The 17,947-nt window shown below is 63.7% G+C and carries 18 protein-coding genes and 1 pseudogene; 8 read left to right on the forward strand and 11 right to left on the reverse strand.

What is annotated here, in order from left to right; translation table 11 throughout:
- Positions 1-140 precede the first annotated feature (140 nt).
- Positions 141-620: a PaaI family thioesterase gene (locus YU9_RS0131295; protein WP_027576333.1), complete on the reverse strand. Its 480-nt coding sequence runs from the start codon at positions 618-620 to the stop codon at positions 141-143.
- Positions 621-803: 183 nt separating this feature from the next.
- Here YU9_RS0131295 and purL point away from each other — a divergent pair, with 183 nt between their 5' ends.
- Positions 804-3,014 carry a phosphoribosylformylglycinamidine synthase subunit PurL gene (purL, locus tag YU9_RS0131300; protein WP_027576334.1) on the forward strand — a complete coding sequence of 737 codons (2,211 nt, stop codon included), beginning with the start codon at positions 804-806 and terminating at the stop codon, positions 3,012-3,014.
- A gap of 39 nt (positions 3,015-3,053) precedes the next feature.
- Here the strand turns inward: purL and YU9_RS0131305 are convergent, their stop codons facing one another.
- Complete coding sequence (locus tag YU9_RS0131305) at positions 3,054-4,244, reverse strand: acyltransferase (RefSeq protein WP_027576335.1); 1,191 nt, start codon at positions 4,242-4,244, stop codon at positions 3,054-3,056.
- 166 nt (positions 4,245-4,410) lie between these two features.
- Here YU9_RS0131305 and YU9_RS0131310 point away from each other — a divergent pair, with 166 nt between their 5' ends.
- Complete coding sequence (locus tag YU9_RS0131310; RefSeq protein ID WP_007612121.1) at positions 4,411-4,584, forward strand: DUF1328 domain-containing protein; 174 nt, start codon at positions 4,411-4,413, stop codon at positions 4,582-4,584.
- A gap of 116 nt (positions 4,585-4,700) precedes the next feature.
- Here YU9_RS0131310 and YU9_RS0131315 read toward each other — a convergent pair whose 3' ends face one another.
- A complete protein-coding gene (locus YU9_RS0131315; RefSeq protein WP_027576336.1) occupies positions 4,701-5,060 on the reverse strand; it encodes a DUF427 domain-containing protein in 360 nt (119 codons plus the stop codon).
- A 184-nt stretch (positions 5,061-5,244) separates the two neighbouring features.
- Here YU9_RS0131315 and YU9_RS0131320 point away from each other — a divergent pair, with 184 nt between their 5' ends.
- A complete protein-coding gene (locus YU9_RS0131320; protein ID WP_011088461.1) occupies positions 5,245-5,481 on the forward strand; it encodes a BolA family protein in 237 nt (78 codons plus the stop codon).
- 39 nt (positions 5,482-5,520) lie between these two features.
- Entirely contained in the window at positions 5,521-6,714 is a 1,194-nt protein-coding gene (locus YU9_RS0131325; RefSeq protein WP_027576337.1) for a low temperature requirement protein A, read from the forward strand.
- A 13-nt stretch (positions 6,715-6,727) separates the two neighbouring features.
- Here YU9_RS0131325 and egtD read toward each other — a convergent pair whose 3' ends face one another.
- Both egtD and egtB read right to left on the reverse strand, forming a co-directional pair.
- The gene (egtD, locus tag YU9_RS0131330; protein ID WP_027576338.1) at positions 6,728-7,699 is read right to left on the reverse strand and encodes an L-histidine N(alpha)-methyltransferase; all 972 of its coding nucleotides are present in this window, start codon (positions 7,697-7,699) and stop codon (positions 6,728-6,730) included.
- 48 nt (positions 7,700-7,747) lie between these two features.
- Entirely contained in the window at positions 7,748-9,046 is a 1,299-nt protein-coding gene (gene egtB, locus YU9_RS0131335; RefSeq protein ID WP_027576339.1) for an ergothioneine biosynthesis protein EgtB, read from the reverse strand.
- A gap of 237 nt (positions 9,047-9,283) precedes the next feature.
- On the opposite strand from egtB, the gene grxD reads away from it, so the two are divergent.
- From grxD to YU9_RS43005, 4 genes and pseudogenes are all read left to right on the forward strand, one after another.
- Positions 9,284-9,610: a Grx4 family monothiol glutaredoxin gene (gene grxD / locus YU9_RS0131340; protein ID WP_018647423.1), complete on the forward strand. Its 327-nt coding sequence runs from the start codon at positions 9,284-9,286 to the stop codon at positions 9,608-9,610.
- A 3-nt stretch (positions 9,611-9,613) separates the two neighbouring features.
- Complete coding sequence (locus YU9_RS0131345) at positions 9,614-10,168, forward strand: O-acetyl-ADP-ribose deacetylase (protein WP_027576340.1); 555 nt, start codon at positions 9,614-9,616, stop codon at positions 10,166-10,168.
- 43 nt (positions 10,169-10,211) lie between these two features.
- Positions 10,212-11,498 carry a serine hydrolase gene (locus YU9_RS0131350; RefSeq protein ID WP_027576341.1) on the forward strand — a complete coding sequence of 429 codons (1,287 nt, stop codon included), beginning with the start codon at positions 10,212-10,214 and terminating at the stop codon, positions 11,496-11,498.
- A 1-nt stretch (position 11,499) separates the two neighbouring features.
- Positions 11,500-12,763, forward strand: a pseudogene (locus YU9_RS43005) (serine hydrolase domain-containing protein).
- A 561-nt stretch (positions 12,764-13,324) separates the two neighbouring features.
- Here YU9_RS43005 and YU9_RS43010 read toward each other — a convergent pair.
- From YU9_RS43010 to YU9_RS0131385, 6 genes are all read right to left on the reverse strand, one after another.
- Entirely contained in the window at positions 13,325-14,479 is a 1,155-nt protein-coding gene (locus tag YU9_RS43010) for an IS110 family transposase (protein WP_051380577.1), read from the reverse strand.
- A gap of 77 nt (positions 14,480-14,556) precedes the next feature.
- Positions 14,557-15,624: a low specificity L-threonine aldolase gene (locus YU9_RS0131365; RefSeq protein ID WP_027576342.1), complete on the reverse strand. Its 1,068-nt coding sequence runs from the start codon at positions 15,622-15,624 to the stop codon at positions 14,557-14,559.
- A 20-nt stretch (positions 15,625-15,644) separates the two neighbouring features.
- Positions 15,645-15,890 carry a type II toxin-antitoxin system RelE/ParE family toxin gene (locus tag YU9_RS43015; protein WP_245266596.1) on the reverse strand — a complete coding sequence of 82 codons (246 nt, stop codon included), beginning with the start codon at positions 15,888-15,890 and terminating at the stop codon, positions 15,645-15,647.
- Positions 15,891-15,934: 44 nt separating this feature from the next.
- Positions 15,935-16,150, reverse strand: a complete 216-nt coding sequence (locus YU9_RS0131375; RefSeq protein WP_051380578.1) for a hypothetical protein — start codon at positions 16,148-16,150, stop codon at positions 15,935-15,937.
- Between the two features lie 68 nt (positions 16,151-16,218).
- Positions 16,219-16,836, reverse strand: a complete 618-nt coding sequence (rpsD, locus tag YU9_RS0131380) for a 30S ribosomal protein S4 (RefSeq protein ID WP_027576344.1) — start codon at positions 16,834-16,836, stop codon at positions 16,219-16,221.
- Positions 16,837-17,135: 299 nt separating this feature from the next.
- Positions 17,136-17,903 carry an acyltransferase gene (locus YU9_RS0131385; RefSeq protein WP_027576345.1) on the reverse strand — a complete coding sequence of 256 codons (768 nt, stop codon included), beginning with the start codon at positions 17,901-17,903 and terminating at the stop codon, positions 17,136-17,138.
- Between the last annotated feature and the right edge of the window lie 44 nt (positions 17,904-17,947).

Here is a 17,947-nt window from a genome sequence, read left to right on the forward strand (position 1 = left end):
ATCGGTCACCTCATCCAGGACATCCAGCCTCGCGAATGCGCCAACTACTTCGCCAACGCCGGTTATGCTTCCGTCAAAATGTGAAACGCTCTAGCGCAGCTTGAACTTCTCCGCCGGCATCGTTATCGCCGCAACGCCCGCTATGCGTTTGGCTGAGGTGGCGGTTTCCGCTTCATCCGCTTGATCGTGCCGGAAAAGGTGAGCAGCAGCCGGTCGCCAGACATCATCTGGCCGCGCAGGAAGATCAGCGAACCGCCGGCGCGGCTGACCTCGCCGGTGCATTCGATCAGCTCGCCCTCCCGTGCCGCGTCGAGGAACTCGCACGCAAAATTGGTCGTCACCGCCCGGCTGTCCAGGACATGGGTGGCGATCGCAAACAGGGAGTAATCGGCGAAGGCCATGTAACAGCCGCCATGGACGTTGCCGGAGCCGTTGAGGTGCTTTTTCTCGACCCGGAAGGCGCTGCGGACGCTGCCATCCGCCTCGATCCGGTGCCAGAAGGGGCCGACATGGGACTCAAAACTGTCGCGAATCCAGGTCCGCCAGCCCTTGAATTCCCCCTCTGTCGCGACATGAAGGTCGGGGCGGCGGGGCGGGGGCGTTTTGGTCAATTCGTGCAAGGAAATAGGCCTTCAATTGCGGGTCCTTAGCCCTTAAATCCGATCCGTTCGCGCCGTGCAATTCCTGTTCCCGCGGGGCCCCGGCGCAAAACGTGGGACAGCGGGAAAATGCGCCATAAAGGGCTTTTCGTAAGCCCCCGATGTTCCTAAGAACGGCCAACCGCCGCCGAAAGCCCCGAATCCATGAAGAATGAACCCAAGATCACCCCCGAACTGGTTGCCGCCCACGGGCTCAAGCCCGACGAGTATGAGCGCATCCTGAAGCTGATCGGGCGGGAGCCGACCTTCACCGAGCTCGGCATCTTCTCGGCGATGTGGAACGAGCACTGCTCGTACAAGTCCTCGCGCATCCATTTGCGCGGCCTGCCGACCAAGGCGCCCTGGGTGATCCAGGGCCCCGGCGAGAACGCCGGTGTGATCGACATCGGCGATGGCCAGGCCGTGGTCTTCAAGATGGAGAGCCACAACCACCCAAGCTATATCGAGCCCTATCAGGGCGCGACCACCGGCGTCGGCGGCATCCTGCGTGACGTCTTCACCATGGGCGCGCGTCCCATCGCCTGCCTCAACGCGCTCAGCTTCGGCGCGCCCGAGCACCCGAAGACGCGGCATCTCGTCTCCGGCGTGGTCGCGGGCGTTGGCGGCTACGGCAATTCCTTCGGCGTGCCGACGGTGGGTGGCCAGGTGCGCTTCCACACCCGTTATGACGGCAACATCCTCGTCAACGCCATGGCGGTGGGTCTCGCCGACTCCGACAAGATCTTCTATGCGGCCGCCTCCGGTGTGAACATGCCGATCGTCTATTTGGGCTCCAAGACGGGCCGCGACGGCATCCATGGCGCATCGATGGCCTCGGCCGAGTTCGACGACAAGTCCGAGGAGAAGCGCCCGACCGTGCAGGTCGGCGATCCCTTTGCCGAGAAGCTGCTGCTCGAGGCCTGTCTCGAGATCATGGAAAAGGGCTGCGTCATCGCGATCCAGGACATGGGCGCGGCGGGCCTCACCTGCTCGGCGGTCGAGATGGGCGCCAAGGGCGACCTCGGCGTCGATCTCGATCTCGATGCGGTGCCGACCCGCGAGACCGGCATGAGCGCCTATGAGATGATGCTCTCGGAGAGCCAGGAGCGCATGCTCATGGTGCTCAAGCCCGAGAAGGAAAAGGAAGCCGAGGCGATCTTCACGAAGTGGGGCCTCGACTTCGCCGTGGTCGGCTACACCACGCCGAGCAAGCGCTTCGTCGTCAAACATGGCGGCGACGTCATGGCCGACCTGCCGATCAAGGAGCTTGGCGACGAGGCGCCGGTCTATGACCGCCCGCATGTCCCCTCCGCCGCGCTGCCGATCGTGCATGCCCGCGACGTGCCGGCACCGATGGCACTCGGCGCCGCGCTGGAGAAGCTGGTCGGCACGCCCGACATGTGCTCCAAGCGCTGGGTCTGGGAGCAGTACGACCACGTCATCCTCGGCAACACCATGCAGCGTCCCGGCGGCGACGCCGCCGTGGTGCGGGTGCAGGACGGGCCGAAGGGCCTCGCGCTGACCGTCGACGTCACGCCGCGCTATTGCGAGGCCGATCCGTTCGAGGGCGGCAAGCAGGCCGTCGCCGAAGCCTGGCGCAACATCACCGCGGTCGGCGGCAAGCCGCTTGCGATCACCGACAATCTCAATTTCGGCAATCCTGAAAGGCCCGAGATCATGGGCCAGTTCGTCGGCTGCCTGAAGGGCATCTCGGAAGCCTGCCGCACGCTCGACTTCCCGGTCGTGTCGGGCAATGTCTCGCTCTACAACGAGACCAACGGCCGCGCGATTCTACCGACGCCCTCGATCGGCGGCGTCGGCCTGCTCGACGATTTCACCAAATCCGCTTCGCTCGCCTTCAAGGCCGAGGGCGAGGCGATCCTGCTGGTCGGCGAGACCCATGGCTGGCTCGGCCAGTCCGTCTATTTGCGCGACATTTGCGGCCGCGAGGAGGGGGCGCCGCCGCCGGTCGATCTCGCCGCCGAGAAGCGCAACGGCGATTGCGTGCGCGGCATGATCCATGCGGGCACCGCGACCGCCGTGCACGACCTTTCCGACGGCGGTCTCCTGATCGCGCTCGCCGAGATGGCGATGGCGGGCGGCATCGGCGCCAAGCTGCTGGCGGCGCCGAGCGCGCTGGTGCCGCAGGCCTATTGGTTCGGCGAGGACCAGGCGCGCTATCTCGTGACCGTGCCGGAAACGGAAGCCGGCCGCGTGCTCGCCAAGATGCGCGGCTGCGAGGTGCCCTGCGTGCGGATCGGCACCACCGGCGGCGATGCGATCGCGATCGCGGGCGAGGCGCCGGTTGCGATCGACACGCTGCGGGCCTCGTTCGAGCGTTGGCTGCCGGAGTATATGGGCGGGAAGGCAGCGTAAGGCGTCGTGACGGTCTCGCAATGACGGAGACCGTCAGTGTCACAGCACCTTGGCTGCCCCAGGGATCTGGCGCAGAGCGCGCGTCAGCGCCCAACTGAACGCGACCGTCAGCACGAAGCCGATCGTCGCCTTGACGATCGCTGGCAGGTCATAGTCGAAAAGCCAGTATTGCAGCCAAAGCGCAATCGGGTAGTGCACCAAAAACATGCCGTAGGCGTCCGCCTGCATCGGATCGAGCAGCTTGGCCGAACCTGATTGTCTGAACCTCTGGAAAAAGGCCAGGATCAGAAACATGATGGCCACGCTGAAGACAGCGAAGCAGATGGCATAAAGCCCCTCATACCAGTTCGGCAGCGGCGACGGATTGCCCAGTACTTCGCGCTTGATGAAGATCAGCACCCAGAGCAGGCAGTATGGAACGATCGCCAAGACCGTCCAGTCCCAGCTGACCCTCGCCATCCGGCCGTCCGCCGCGAGCAGGCCGCGATCCATGTTCGCGACGCCGATGCCGGCACCGAAAAAGAAGTAGGTCGCATAGAGCATCACGCGGCCGTGCTGCACTGAGAACGGCCCGAATTCGAACCAGCTGCTCGGTCCGTAGAGCATCCGCCCGGGAACATAGAACGCTGCGGTGACGGCAAGCATGACCGCGAAGAACGCGGCGGGCCGACGGCGACCATGCAGCGAGAGGCGGTTAATCGGGTCGAGCAGATTGGGTGACAGTCGATGGAGTGTGCAGGCCACCAAGTCGAAGCCGAGCAGGACCCAAAGGAACCAGATCGGTCCGCTCGGCCATGGGCCTTCCGTGACCATTTTCCACCAATATTCCGAAAAGCCGATTTCGGGATGATGTCGGAGCGAGATGGCGTAATAGGCGAGCGGAATGACCGTGAATGCGCAGATTACGAATGGCAGGCCAAGCCGAAGCAGGCGATCAGCCAGATAGTTCAGCGCGCCCTTGCGGGCGATGCCCGACCACGCAAACAAGCCCGACAGGAAGAAGAACATTGCCATGAAGAAGCTGTCGGTGGCCAGCACGATCATGTCGAAGCCGAAGAAGAATTTCGGATCGGTATGACCGAAGTAGGTATAGGGGATGACGGCATGGTGCAGCAGCACCACCAGCGTCAGGAAGGTGCGGGCGCGATCGAGCGACAGGTTGCGCGCCTTGGTCTTCGGCACAGCATGCGCTTCCGCGCCGATCGTCGCCGGATGTGAGATCGTGTTCATTGTCGCCCCGGTTGCGTCTGCGTCTGTCTCCCAGCCGGACTGTGCCGCCGGGAACCGGATTCAGCAAGGGCCCCCGACCCTTAGGAACCAGTTCCGCGCAGCGAAGTTAGCGTTCGCCAAAAAGGGCGTGAGGGCCGCGAGAAGCCGCGGCGGTTCGGAGCTGGTGATGACAATCCTGAAATGGGCGCTGATCTTCCTACTTGTCTCGATTGTGGCCGGCGTGCTCGGCTTCACCGGCATTTCGGCCGCCTCCGCCGACATCGCCCGCTTCCTGTTCTATGTCTTCGTCGTGATCTTCCTAGTGCTGCTGATATTGGGGCTCACGATCTTCAGGGCGTAGCTCCATGAATCATTCCGGGGCGATGCGAAGCATCGAACTATGGTGCGCAATTGCGCACCTGAGAATCTCGAGATTCCGGTTTCGGTCCTGCGGACCGCCCGGAATGACCTCTCAAGTTACCCCACCTCCTCGATCTTCACCTTGTCCGGATAGAAGGCGAGATGGCCGGAAATCTCGGTCATGGCGGGGAAGGGCGTCTCGTAGGTCCAGATAGCGTTATCCAGCGTCTTGCCGTTGGCCTTGACGCTGTAATAGTTCGCGTCCCCCTTGTACGGGCAGTGGGTGACACGGTCGGTGCGCTCCAGCAGGGCCATGTTGGTATCCTCTCGTGGCACATATTGCACCGCCGGATATTTGGCCTCCTTTAGGGTCAGCGCCTTGCTGGTCTCGGCGATCACGATGTCGCCCGCCGTGACGCGGACGCGCCGGGGATTGGGGGTGATGGTGATGGGGTGGTCCGGCCCTGGAAGCTTCATGATTTCACGCCTTTTCGATCAATCTGCCGCGCGCGGCACTTTGTCGTGCCTTTCTCCTGATAGGATCACGGATATAGTGCCGGAAGACGTGACCTAGAAGGCCGTTCACGCTAAGTTTGAGCCTGCCGGCGAGGGGACCACCGGCCGCGATTCGAACGCTTAGACCAGAAGGAGCAAGACCCGAATGCCCATGGACGCCCACGATATCGAGGCGATGATCAAGGCAGCGATCCCCGATGCCGAGGTGACCATCCGTGACCTCGCCGGAGACGGCGATCACTATGCCGCGACCGTGATCTCGGAATCCTTCCGCGGCAAGTCCCGCGTCCAGCAGCACCAGATCGTCTACCAGTCCCTGCGCGGCCAGATGGGCGGCGTCCTGCACGCGCTGGCGCTGCAAACCGGCGTGCCAGGCACTTGACGAAGCTGCACCTGACCTGATCGCGCCACGGGGACGATGATGGCTGCGGACAACCCGCGCGGCGCGATGTTTCGCGTCATCACGCCGAACCAGCACAGCCGCGTCACCAATGTCGAGCTGTTCTTCGACCTCGTCTTTGTCTTCGCCGTCACGCAGATCTCGCACACGCTGCTGCACCATTTCACGCCGCTCGGCGCGCTGCATGTTGCCGTGCTGTTTCTGGCAGTGTGGTGGGTGTGGGTGTTCACCGCCTGGGTCACCAACTGGCTCAATCCCGAGCTGACGCCGGTTCGCATCCTGCTCTTTGCGATGATGCTGGGCGGCCTCGTGCTGTCGACCACCATCCCGACCGCCTTCGAGGGGCGTGGCCTGTGGTTTGCAATTGCCTATGCCGCCATGCAGGTCGGACGTACGGCGTTCTGGATGTTTGCGACCCCGCATCGCCGGACCGCGGTGCGGCACAACGCCATCCGCATCCTGACCTGGCTCTCGATCTCTGCCGTGTTGTGGATCGCAGGCGGCTTGTCCGAGGGCGAGACGCGGCTATGGCTGTGGATCGCGGCGGTGACCTTGGAATACATCTCGCCGGCGGCACGGTTTTGGGTGCCGAAGCTAGGCTTCTCGTCGGTCGAGGCCTGGGCTGTCGAAGGCGCGCACATGGCCGAGCGCTGCTCTCTGTTCGTCATCATCGCGCTCGGTGAAGCCATTGTCGTTAACGGTGCGACCTTCACTGAACTGGAGTGGACCGCGAGCAATATCCTCGCCTTCGTCTCGGCGCTGGTCGGCGCCATCGCGATGTGGTGGATCTATTTTCACAAGGGCGCCGAGGCCGGCTCCGAGCGCATCTCGAAATCCGCCGAATCCGGCCGCCTGGCGCGGCTCGCCTACACCTATCTGCACATGCCGATCGTCGCCGGCATCATCCTGACCGCGGTCTCGGACGAACTCGTGCTGAAGCACCCGACCGGCCATTCCGACATCCGCACGATCGTGAGCACGATCGGCGGTCCTCTGGTGTTCCTGGTCGGCACCATCCTGTTCAAGCACGCGATCCGCGGCTTCCTCCAGCTCTCGCACGGCATAGGCATCATACTGCTGCTGGTGCTGAGCTGGTTCGCAGCCGATCTGTCGCCGCTCTGGCTGTCGGCCGCGACGACCGTGATCATGATCGTGGTGGCGGTGTGGGAGTCGGTGTCGCTGGGATCTGAGCCGGAAGCGGCGGGGGAGCACTGAGCTCCCGGAGCATTTATTCCGCCACCTCTAGTGCATGCACCGAGAACATCTTGGCCGCGTCCGTCCAGCTTTCGCGCACCCGCCAGCCGGCGCCCTGCGCCAGCGCGGCGAAACGCTCGAGGCTGTATTTGTAGCTGTTCTCGGTGTGGATGCTCTCGCCCGGGCGGAACGAGAAGCTGGTGCCGAGCAGGCGGACGATCTGGCTCTTCTTGCTGATCAGGTGCATCTCGATGCGGTGCCGCTCGCGGTTGTAGATCGCGCGATGGGTGAAGGCGGAAAGGTCGAAATTGCCGCCGAGCTCGCGGTTGATGCGCACCAGTACATTGAGGTTGAAGCGGGCGGTGACGCCGGCAGCGTCGTTATAGGCATCAAACAGCACGCGCTCGTCCTTTTCCAGATCGGCGCCGATGATCATCTGCGCGCCCCGGCCGAGAATTGCGCGGGCGCTCTTCAGGAAGGCCTGGGCTTCCTGCGGCTCGAAATTGCCGATGGTCGACCCAGGGAAGAAACCGACCTTGGGCATCGAGGCGACAGCCCTCGGCAGCTCGAATGGCGTGGTGAAGTCAGCGGCCACCGGGTGGATGCCGAGTGAGGGAAAATCCCGCTTCAGCCCATTCGCCTGCGCTTTCAGGAAGTCACCCGAGATGTCGACGGGCACGTAGGCGGCGAACTTGCAGTGGCCCAGCAGCAGGCGGACCTTCGTGGTCGCGCCAGCGCCGAACTCGACCAGTGCCGCGTGCTCTGGAATGATCTTTGCGATCTCGCCCCCACGCTCCCTCAGAATCGCAAGCTCGGTGCGGGTCGGATAGTATTCCGGCAGGCGCGTGATCGCCTCGAACAATTCCGATCCCGTCGCGTCGTAGAAATATTTCGGCGACAGCTTTTTCGGCTGCTGCGAGAGGTCCTCGATGGCCTCGCGGGCAAAGGCGGTGGTCTGCTCGTCGGGAAGATGGGCCTCGGCCAAAGCGCTGGCGTGCACATTCATGATACTCTCCTGAACGCGCTGTCCGGCGCGCATTTGTCGTCGGATTTTCTAGTTGTAGTCGGCGAGCCGCAGTCCGGTGAACTGCCAGCGGTGGTGCGGATAGAAGAAGTTGCGGTAGGTGATACGGCTGTCGCCTTGCGGAGTTGCAAGCGAGGAGCCGCGCAGCACCAGCTGGTTGACCATGAACTTGCCGTTGTACTCGCCGAGCGCGCCTTCGACGGCGCGGTAACCGGGGTAGGGTGAGTAGGAGCTGCGCGTCCATTGCCAGACGATGCCGAAGGCGTCGTTGAGCTGCTTGGTGCGGGCCGCGACCTCCCATTCCATCTCGGTCGGCAGGTGTTTTCCGGACCAGCGCGCGAACGCGTCGGCCTCATAGTAGCTGATGTGGCAGACAGCCGCGTTCGGATCGACCGGCTTGAGGCCGGCCAGCGTCATCACCTGCCATGCGCCATCGACCTCGCGCCAGTAGCCCGGGGCCTGCCAGTCCTCCTTACTGGCCGCGGCAAAGCCGTCCATCAGCCAGAGGGTTGCGGTCCGGTAGCCGCCATCCTGCATGAAGGCGAGCCACTCGGCATTGGTGACCAGATTGCGGGCGATCCTGACCGGACCGACGAGGGCGCGGTGCGCCGGCTTCTCATTGTCGAAATGGAAGCCGCCGTCGACATGGCCGATGGTGTGGATGCCTTCGTTGAGTGCCAGCCAGTCATCGCCGCTGCGCGTTATGGCCGGGAAGCGCCAGTCCGGGGCGTAGGCGGGATAGACCGGGTTCTGCGCAAAGGCATGCAGGATGTCGGTGAACATCAATTCCTGATGCTGCTGCTCGTGGTTGAGCCCGACCTCGACCAGAGGCGCCAAGGCCTGGAGCTTGTCCGCGCCGGCTTCGCGGAAGAATTTGACGACCGCCGCATCGACGTATCTGCGATAGGCGCCGACCTCGTCGGCGCTGGGACGGGTGATGTCGCCGCGATGATTGCGGGCATGACGCGGGCCGGCGCTGACGTAATAGGAATTGAACAGGAAAGCGAAATCGGGATGGAAGGGCCGGTAGCCCGCGGCGTGCTCGCCGAGCAGGAATTGCTCCCAGAACCAGGTGGTATGGGCGCGGTGCCATTTCGCCGGGCTGGCATCTGGCATGGACTGGATCTGCTGGTCCTCGGCGGACAGCGGGGCGGCCCGGCGCTCGGTCTCGTTGCGGACGGCGAGAAATGCCTCTTCCAGCCGCTGGGCGAGGTCGTCCGGCTGGGAGGACGGTGACGAAAGCTGGGAGGCGGCCGTGGCTGAGGCTTGTTTCGTCACGTTTTTCTCCAGACAGGACAAGAGAACGTTGTTCGCGCGACCCGGTTCCATGAACAGGGTTCGTCCTAGATAGGGGCTCCGTTACGGTATGAAAGTCCTCTCCGGCGATGATATTGATGTCATCAGCCTATGGACCTGTTGGGCTCGGCACGGCCGCCAGGGCCCGTCGCCGCCATTTTACTTTGGATGCACAACGGTTTGGGCTACATATATTGGCAAGTATCGGGTTAAATCGGCTGAGCCGGCCCGAAGCAATTGGTGAGGGCTCGGCCCTGGAAGGACATGGATATGAGCATCGCGGAATTCATCGACAACGAAGTGAAGTCGAACGACGTGGTTCTGTTTATGAAGGGTACGCCGCAATTTCCGCAGTGCGGTTTCTCCGGCCAGGTCGTCCAGATCCTGGACCATATCGGTGTCGGCTATAAGGGCCTCAACGTCCTCGAATCTGCCGAGCTGCGCAATGGCATCAAGGAATATTCGAACTGGCCGACCATCCCGCAGCTCTATGTGAAGGGCGAATTCATCGGCGGCTGCGACATCGTCCGCGAGATGTTCCAGGCTGGCGAATTACAGCAGCTCTTCTCCGAAAAGGGCGTCGTCGTCGCGGCCTGACACGTGACCCTGCTGACGCGCCGGATTGGCGGCGCGGAGCTTGAGGTCATCGTCGCCGACATCACGACACTCGGCGTTGACGCCATCGTCAACGCCGCCAATACATCGCTCCTTGGCGGGGGCGGCGTGGACGGTGCGATCCATCGGGCGGCCGGACCCGAGCTCGTCGCCGAATGCCGCATGCTCCACGGCTGCAAGACGGGTGACGCGAAGATCACCAGGGGCTATCGGCTCAAGGCCGTGCATGTGATCCACACCGTCGGACCGGTCTGGAAAGGCGGCACGCTCGGCGAGGACGATCTGCTCGCCTCCTGTTATCGCCGATCGATGGAGCTGTGCGGCAGGCACAAGCTGACCTCGGTGGCATTCCCCGCGATCTCGACCGGCATTTATCGCTTCCCTGCCGACCGGGCGGCCGATATCGCCGTGCGCACGACGGTCGATGGGCTCGCTGCTGCGCCGTCCCTTGCTCGCGTGGTGTTCTGCTGCTTCTCCGAATCGAGCGCCAAGCTCCATGCCGAGGCGCTTGCGCGACACAGCGGCCCTTGTGCCGATTGAGCTGACCGGTACACTCCGCCGGACCATGGTCCGGGGAGGGGGTATGATTTCACGATTTGGACTGCGCGCGCTCGCCTGCGGCGCGCTGGTGTCGTTTGCCGCGTTGTCGCTGGCGCGGGCAGAGGGCTCCTACGAGATTCCGTCCGGTGCGCATTTCAATCAGGACAAGCTCGCGAGGATCAGCGAGTTCTTCAAGAACGAGGTCGCGACCGGCAAGATCGCCGGTGCAAACGTGCTGATCCAGCAGCATGGCAAGCCGGTCTATCACGAAGTCTTCGGCGTGCAGGACGTGGTCAGTGAGGCCCCGATCACCGACAAGACGATCTTCCGTCTGTTCTCGATGACCAAGGCGATCACCGCGGTGGTCGCGATGCAATTGATCGAGGACGGCAAGATCAAGCTGGATGATCCTGTTTCGAAATACATTCCGTCCTTCGCCAATGTGAAGGTCGGTGTCGAGAAAAAAGCCGAGGACGGCACCAAGTCGCTGGAGCTGGTGCCGCCGAAGCGGGCGATGACTGTGCACGATCTGATGACGCACACCTCGGGCATCACCTACGGCTTCTACGGCGACAGCCTGGTTCGTAAGGCCTATCGCGAGGCCAACCTCTATGCCGGCGATTTCGATCTTGCCGAGTTTGCCGAACGCATCGCCAAGCTGCCGTTGCACAACCAGCCGGGCGCGCTGTGGCAATATGGCCACTCCACCGACGTGCTGGCGCGTGTGATGGAGGTCGCCGCCGGCAAGCCGCTGATCGACATCATGCGCGAGGAGCTGCTCGATCCGCTCGGCATGGTCGATACCGGCTTTTTCGTCACGGACCCCGGGAAGCAGAAGCTTCTGGCGCAGCCGTTGCCGAACGACTCCGATTTCCGCGTCGGCCGCGTCAACGACCCGACGGTGAGTAAGAAGATCCAGTTCGCCAGCGGCGGCATGGTGACGACCATGGCGGACTATCAGCGCTTTGCGCAGATGCTGCTCAATGGCGGCAGTCTCGACGGCAAGACCATTCTCAAGCCTGAGACGTTCAAGCTGATGGTGACCGATCAGGTCGGCCCCGGCTCCGGTGTCGATCGTGATTATTTCTACTTCCCCGGCGACGGCTTCGGTTTCGGCCTTGGGCTGGCGGTCCGGACCGATCCCGGCAATGCAAAACCGCCGCCGCCCGGGAATCTCGGCGAGCTGAAGTGGGACGGTGCCTCGGGCTGCTATTTCGTGGTCGACCCCAAGCAGGACATGTTCTTCGTCCTCCTGGAGCAGACCCCGACCGAGCGCCAGCGCGTGCAGCGAACATTGAAGCAGTTGGTTTATGAAGCCATGGAGAAATGACATGCGTGGGCGCCGCGCGTTCATCCCGGCGCTCGTTCTTCTCGTCGGGATCGTCGGTGCGAAGGCCGGGTCCGAGGGACGCGCTCTCCGCACACTCTGCACGGAAGGGTTGGCGAAGGTTTCCGACTACATCCGCAACGAGGTCGCGGCCGGCAAGATCCCCGGCGCCATCCTGCTGCTCCAGCAGCACGGCAAGCCGGTCTATTACGAGAATTTCGGTGTTCGCGACGTCGCCACCGAGATATCGATGAGCGCGGATACGATCTTCCGTCTCTATTCGATGTCGAAGCCGATCACATCGGTTGGTGGCGATGATGCTGGTCGAAGAGGGCAGGCTTTCGCTCGACGATCCCGTGTCCAAATACATTCCGGCCTTTGCCGGCATGAAGGTTGGCATCGAGAGGAAAGCAGGGAATGGCAAGGTCTTGTTGACGCTGGAGCCGCAGGAACGTCCAGTCACGATCAAGGACCTGTTGCGCCACACTGCGGGGCTGCCTTACGGCTTTTATGGCGGCGGATTGGTGCGCGAGCTCCATGCGGCGGCCAACCTCTTCAACGGCGATTTTAGCAACGCCGACTTCGTCGCGAAGATCACGACGCTGCCGTTCGCCGAGCAGCCAGGCACGGTGTGGGATTACGGCTTTGCCACCGACGTGCTCGGCCGTGTCGTCGAGGTGATCTCGGGCAAGACGCTGCTCCAATTCGAGAAAGAGCGGCTGCTGGACCCGCTCGGCATGACTGAGACCGCATTCTACGTCGCCGATCCCGCCAAGTTTGCACGTATCGCCGAGCCGATGCCGGAGGACCGCAAGATCAGCCCGACGACTGAAGTCCGTGACATCAGGAAGCCCGTGACATGGGAATCCGGCGGGGCTGGCATGGTCGGCACGGTCGGCGACTATGCCCGCTTCGCCCAGATGCTGCTGAATGGCGGCAGCTACGAGGGGCGGCGCTATCTCAAGCCCGAGACCATCGCGCTGATGGCGTCCGATCACGTCGGTCGCGAGACGAAGATCGCCCGCGACCACAATTATTATCCGGGTGCCAGTTCCGGCTTCGGCCTCGGCTTCGCCGTGCGCACCTCTGTGCCGCCGGGTACGTCATGGCCTCTCGGCGAATATCGCTGGGACGGCGTCGGCGGCACGTTCTTCTTCATCGATCCCGAAGACGATCTGTTCGGGATCTTCATGGTGCAGACGCCCTCGCAGCGGGGGCGGATTCAACTCGAGCTGAAGACGTTGATCTATCGGGCGATGGGGCGGTGAGCAGCCGCTTTCGTAGCCCGGATGGAGCGAAGCGCGGTCCTTCTCACCACCCATAGATCCCGGATTACGCTTCGCTCCATCCGGGCTTGTATGGGATGTTGGTTGTCAAGGGGATTGATTGATCAGGGCATGGCGTTGCCTTCAGAGGTTCTGTGGGGCGCGATGCGACCATGATGATGCTTTCGTCCCGATGGAGCGCCGTTGCGCCGGACGCAGCCGCGGTCAAGGCTGGCCGGAGGCCACCGCCGGAGGCGGCGCGAAGCGGCCTTGACGGTGGCGAGGACGGCGCGAGGTTTTCGGATCGGGACGTTTGGTGCGCGCTGGGAGCGGCTTGACGTGACGTCCTGGACTGGGCCGTGACGTTGATATGCGGCAACCACCGCATCAACTTGTATCCGGTCGGGTGTGGTGACCCGGACCCTGATCTTTCATGCACGGGTGAAGGGAAGGCCCAGCAGAGACGGGACCCATCTACGAAAGCGGAATCCGAAGACCCAAGCCCGGGTTCGGTCACACGTCTGTCCTGGGTCACGTCGGCCGTCATTGGCGCACCGGCGTTCTTTAAAAGCTCGGACGCAGCACGGCGCCGCTCGGCACGAGGCCGGTTTCCAGATAGCGCCACAGTGCCACCATCAGCTTGCGGGCCAGCGCCACGATGGCGATCTTGCGGATGCGGCCCTTGAGGTTGCCAACCCGCTCGCGGAACCAGCGGCTCAGCTCGCTGTCGGGCTGATGCCTCAGCCATAGCCAGGCAAGCTCGATCGCGGCCGTTCGTACGCGGTGGTTGCCGGCCTTGCTGATGCCCTGTTGCCGGCGACTGGCGCCGCTGTCGTAGGGCATATCGGTCAGTCCGACGCAGCTGCCGACCTGGCGGCGGTTCTTGAGGTCACGATAGAACACCTCGTTGGTCAGCACTTGAGCGATCTGCGGACCGATGGCCCTGAGCTGGGCAAGCTGAACGGCTTTCGCCTCCACCGAGCCGGTTGCCGGCGCGCGATGGGCGGCTGCGTTCTCGGCTTCGAGCGCCTTGATCTGCTTGTTCACCAACAGGAGCCGCTCATGCTCGCGGCGGAGTTCGTCCTTCAAGTGCGGCGGCAGAGCGCGCCCGTCGCCGGTGCGCATCTCGTCGAGCGCCGACAGGAAGTCCCCCTTCAAGAGCGTGGCATCGCGGATGCCCTGGCCGTGCAGCAGCCCCTTGATCCGGTTGCTGTGTCCGGTGCGCTCCGTCAGCAAGCGCTCGCGCTCGCGCGTGCGCCGCTTGCGATCCTCCTCCTCAGGCGTGGGGACCCGCACCATGCTGCAGACCCTCGGCTCGCCACGCAGATAGGCCAGGAACGAACGCATCAGCTGCGCCAGATCGATCCGGTCGGTCTTGGCGCGCCGCGCCCGCCGGTTCACCTCGATGCTCGAGGCATCGACCTCGGAGTTGACGATCTCGGCGGCCATCAGCCAGCGATGCAGCCAATGTCCATCCAGCCCGGCCTCGTAGCAGGACAGCACACGAACCGGCTTGCCCCCTTGCTCCGCCTTCGCCCGAGCCCGCGAAAGCAGTCCCGACAGCGCCGCCAAGTCGCCACCATCGATCCGGTAACGGCTCATCTTCTCGGCGCCAGGCAGCATGATCCCAAGCTGCCACTTCGACTTGCTCAGTTCGAAAACAACGTAAATCGTGACATACTCCCGTCCGACGGGTGCGTCAGTGCGATCAGTGTGCATGATTGATCCTCCGGGTGAGTTGGTGGTCTCAAACTCAACTTACCCCTGACCACCCGTCACCCATAGGATCTACGGCATCACGCCCCGCGCGCGATCTCGCGCACGTATCCGATCGTCTCCTCGATCTGGCTCGCATTAACGTCGAGGTGGGTGCAGGCGCGGATGCGGCCGTCCATCATCGCAAGCGTAACGCCGCGCTGGCGGAGGGCTGAGACCATCTTGTCGCCGGGAATGCCGGCGCCGTCGGGCTTGAAGAAAACGAGATTGGTCTCGGGCTCCTGCACCTCGATGCCTGCGATCTGCGACAGTCCGCGGGCGAGCGCCCGCGCATTGGCGTGGTCGTCGGCCAAGCGCTCGACATGATGATCGAGCGCGTAGATGCACGCGGCCGCGCAGACACCGGCCTGCCGCATCGAGCCGCCGAGGCGTTGCTTCCACTGCCAGACCGCATCGATGAAGGCGCGCGAACCCGCGAGCACGCCGCCGATCGGCGCACCGAGCCCCTTCGAGAAGTCGATCCAGGCCGAATCCCATCCCGCGGTCATGTCGCGCGGCGAGATACCGCTCGCCACGGTGGCGTTGAGCAGGCGCGCGCCGTCCATGTGGGTGATGAGACCGTGCTGCTTGGCGATCGCGACGATCTCGTCGAGCACCGCCTTCTTCCAGATCGTGCCGCCGCCGATATTGGCGGTCTGCTCGACGCTGACGACGGTCTGCGGCGGCTGGTAGCGCGTGCGCGGGTGCAGCGCCTTGCGAAGCGTCTCCGGCGTGAACTGGCCATCGGGGCCCTTGAGCTGGGTGACCTGGAAGCCGCCGATCGCAGCATGCGCGCCGCCTTCGCGCGCGATGACGTGCGCGGTCTCATGCGCGAGGATCTCGTCGCCGGGGCGGCAATGCACCAGCGTCGCGGTGACGTTGCACATCGTGCCCGAGGGCATGTAGACGGCCGCTTCCTTGCCGAGCAGATCGGCAACGCGCTCGCACAGCGCATTCACGGTCGGGTCGTCGCCGACCTGCTCGTCGCCGACCTCCGCCCGTGCCATCGCCTCGCGCATCCCAGCCGTCGGCTTGGTCTGCGTGTCCGACAGCAGATTGATGCGCACCGGCGGCGCCTTGGGATCGATCGGGGGAGGGGTATAGAGCATGGCTGGTCTCGTCATTTCATCTAGTCGAACAATTGCGGTCTGATGTCCTGCGCGCCGTGAAGAATTGCACGGATTTCGACGTGGTCTGGCTTTACCGTGTAGAAAATCAGATGGGATTGGAAGCGGAAACGCCGATAGCCGGCCGCTAGTTCATCGACTTGCTGGCCGATCAGGGGGAAGTCGGCGAGAAGTCCAAACGAACGGATCAGGCCGGCGTAGTAGGCCTCCGCTTGATATTGGCCGAAACCGGCTCTCGGTGAAATCATAGATGTCGATTAGGTCGGCTCGGGTGCGCTCCGATAACCGGTACTCAGCCATGGCGGCGTTGAGCAACGCGTTGGCGCGCGGCGGCGAGGATGTCGTCTGGGGTGTCCGAGGTGAAACTGTTGCAAGCTGGCTGAGCGAACAGCGATTGACAACGGCGGAGCTGTTCGTCGCGGGGCAGCTTGGCCCATGCCTCCAGCTCCGCCTCGGAAGGCGTTGCCGATGGGGTGATGTTGGCAAGCTGGTCGGTCGTTTGGGACATCGGGAGCAGGTTACCATAACAAAAAGGCCCCGGAAACCGGGGCCTTTGAGCAATAGATCGAGGCGATATCAGCGCGAATAGAATTCGACGACCAGATGAGGCTCCATCTGCACCGGGAACGGCACGTCGGAGAGGCCGGGGATGCGCGTGTACTTCGCGGTCATCTTGCCGTGGTCGACTTCGAGATAGTCCGGGACCTCGCGCTCGGGGAGCTGGCTGGCTTCGAGCACGTGGGCGAGCTGCTTGGAGGCTTCCTTGACCTCGACCACGTCGCCGACCTTGAGCTGGTAGCTCGAGATGTTGACCTTGCGGCCGTTCACCTTGACGTGGCCGTGGTTGATGAACTGGCGGGCAGCAAAGATCGTGGAGACGAACTTGGCGCGGTACACGACTGCGTCGAGGCGGCGCTCGAGCAGGCCGATCAGGTTCTCGCCGGTGTCGCCCTTGAGGCGGCTCGCCTCGACATAGATGCCGTGGAACTGGCGCTCGGAGATGTTGGCGTAATAGCCCTTCAGCTTCTGCTTGGCGCGGAGCTGCACGCCGAAGTCGGAGAGCTTGCCCTTGCGGCGCTGGCCGTGCTGGCCGGGGCCGTACTCGCGGCGGTTCACGGGGCTCTTCGGGCGGCCCCAGATGTTCTGGCCCATACGGCGATCGATCTTGTACTTCGCCTCACTGCGCTTAGTCATCGCGTCCTCTTCGGTTGCATGGTTTGAGGAAACGCGCCCTCCTGTGTGACGGGCTTGGCCCGGCACCGACAGGTCCGATCCCCAAAGCTTAAGGGATTTGACCACGGGTCGCGAAACGCTTCGCGGGCCGAAATCGGCCCGCGAGCAGGCGGCTTTTAGGGGAGTTTGGGGCTGGCTGTCAATTCTTTAGCCGTCATTCCGGGGCGTTAGCCCGTCATTCTGGGGCGCTCGTAGAGCGAACCCCGGAATCTCGACGTTCCGGGTCCGGCTCTGCGAGCCGCCCCGGACCGACGGTAATCCTACGTGCGCACCGCCCGGACGGGTTTGGGGACGCACGCCCGCAATTCGGCGGCGATTTCGGTGTTCAGGACCTGTTCCAGCCGGGTCAGGACCCGGGCGATCGGGGCGGCGTCGGTGACCCGGTGGTCCCAGCGGATCACGACATGGATCGTCTGATCCGGCTCGATGAGCCCATAGCTGACGACAAAGGGGCCCGGCGTGATGGGGTGGAGCTCGCCGCCACCATAGGCGGCCACCGAGCTCACCGCGAAGCTGCCGAACCAGTTGCCGCGCTGGCGGCCGAAATTCAGGCCGATGGCCCAGGACAAGCGCCGCAGCGGCAGCGGCAGGCGGGTTGCGCGCATGATCTTGCGGAACATCGGGACGTCCGCGATCGGGGCCGTCTTGGCGCGCCGGATTTCCGCATCGACCGCTGCCAGCGAAAGGGCCTCAGGAGCGGCGATTCGCTGAGGCAGCACGCATTCCTCGCCATTCTCGACCCGGGCGATCGCGACCGTCGCCACGCTCTTCGGCAGCACGTAGAGGGCGGGCCAAGGCCATTTGGTGTAAACGGTGCGCAGGATCGGCTCGTCCCGTGCAACCAGGGCGAAAGCCTTGACGAATATCGCGGCCCATCCGGCGGGCGCTGTTGCGCCGGCGCGGGCCTCCAGCACAGGGCGGATATCGAGCGAACGGGAGAGTGAAACGAAGGGCACGCCCATCGAGGCATGCATGAGGTCGCAGATCAGACGGCGCCGCAGCGAAATGGTCTTGGGCGTCCCGCGCATTGGTCTCCGTTTCCCAGGGATCAAAAGATCAAAATATGTGCAGC

The sequence above is a fragment of the Bradyrhizobium sp. WSM1743 genome, from assembly GCF_000473065.1.
In the GTDB taxonomy this organism is placed as follows: Bacteria; Pseudomonadota; Alphaproteobacteria; order Rhizobiales; family Xanthobacteraceae; genus Bradyrhizobium.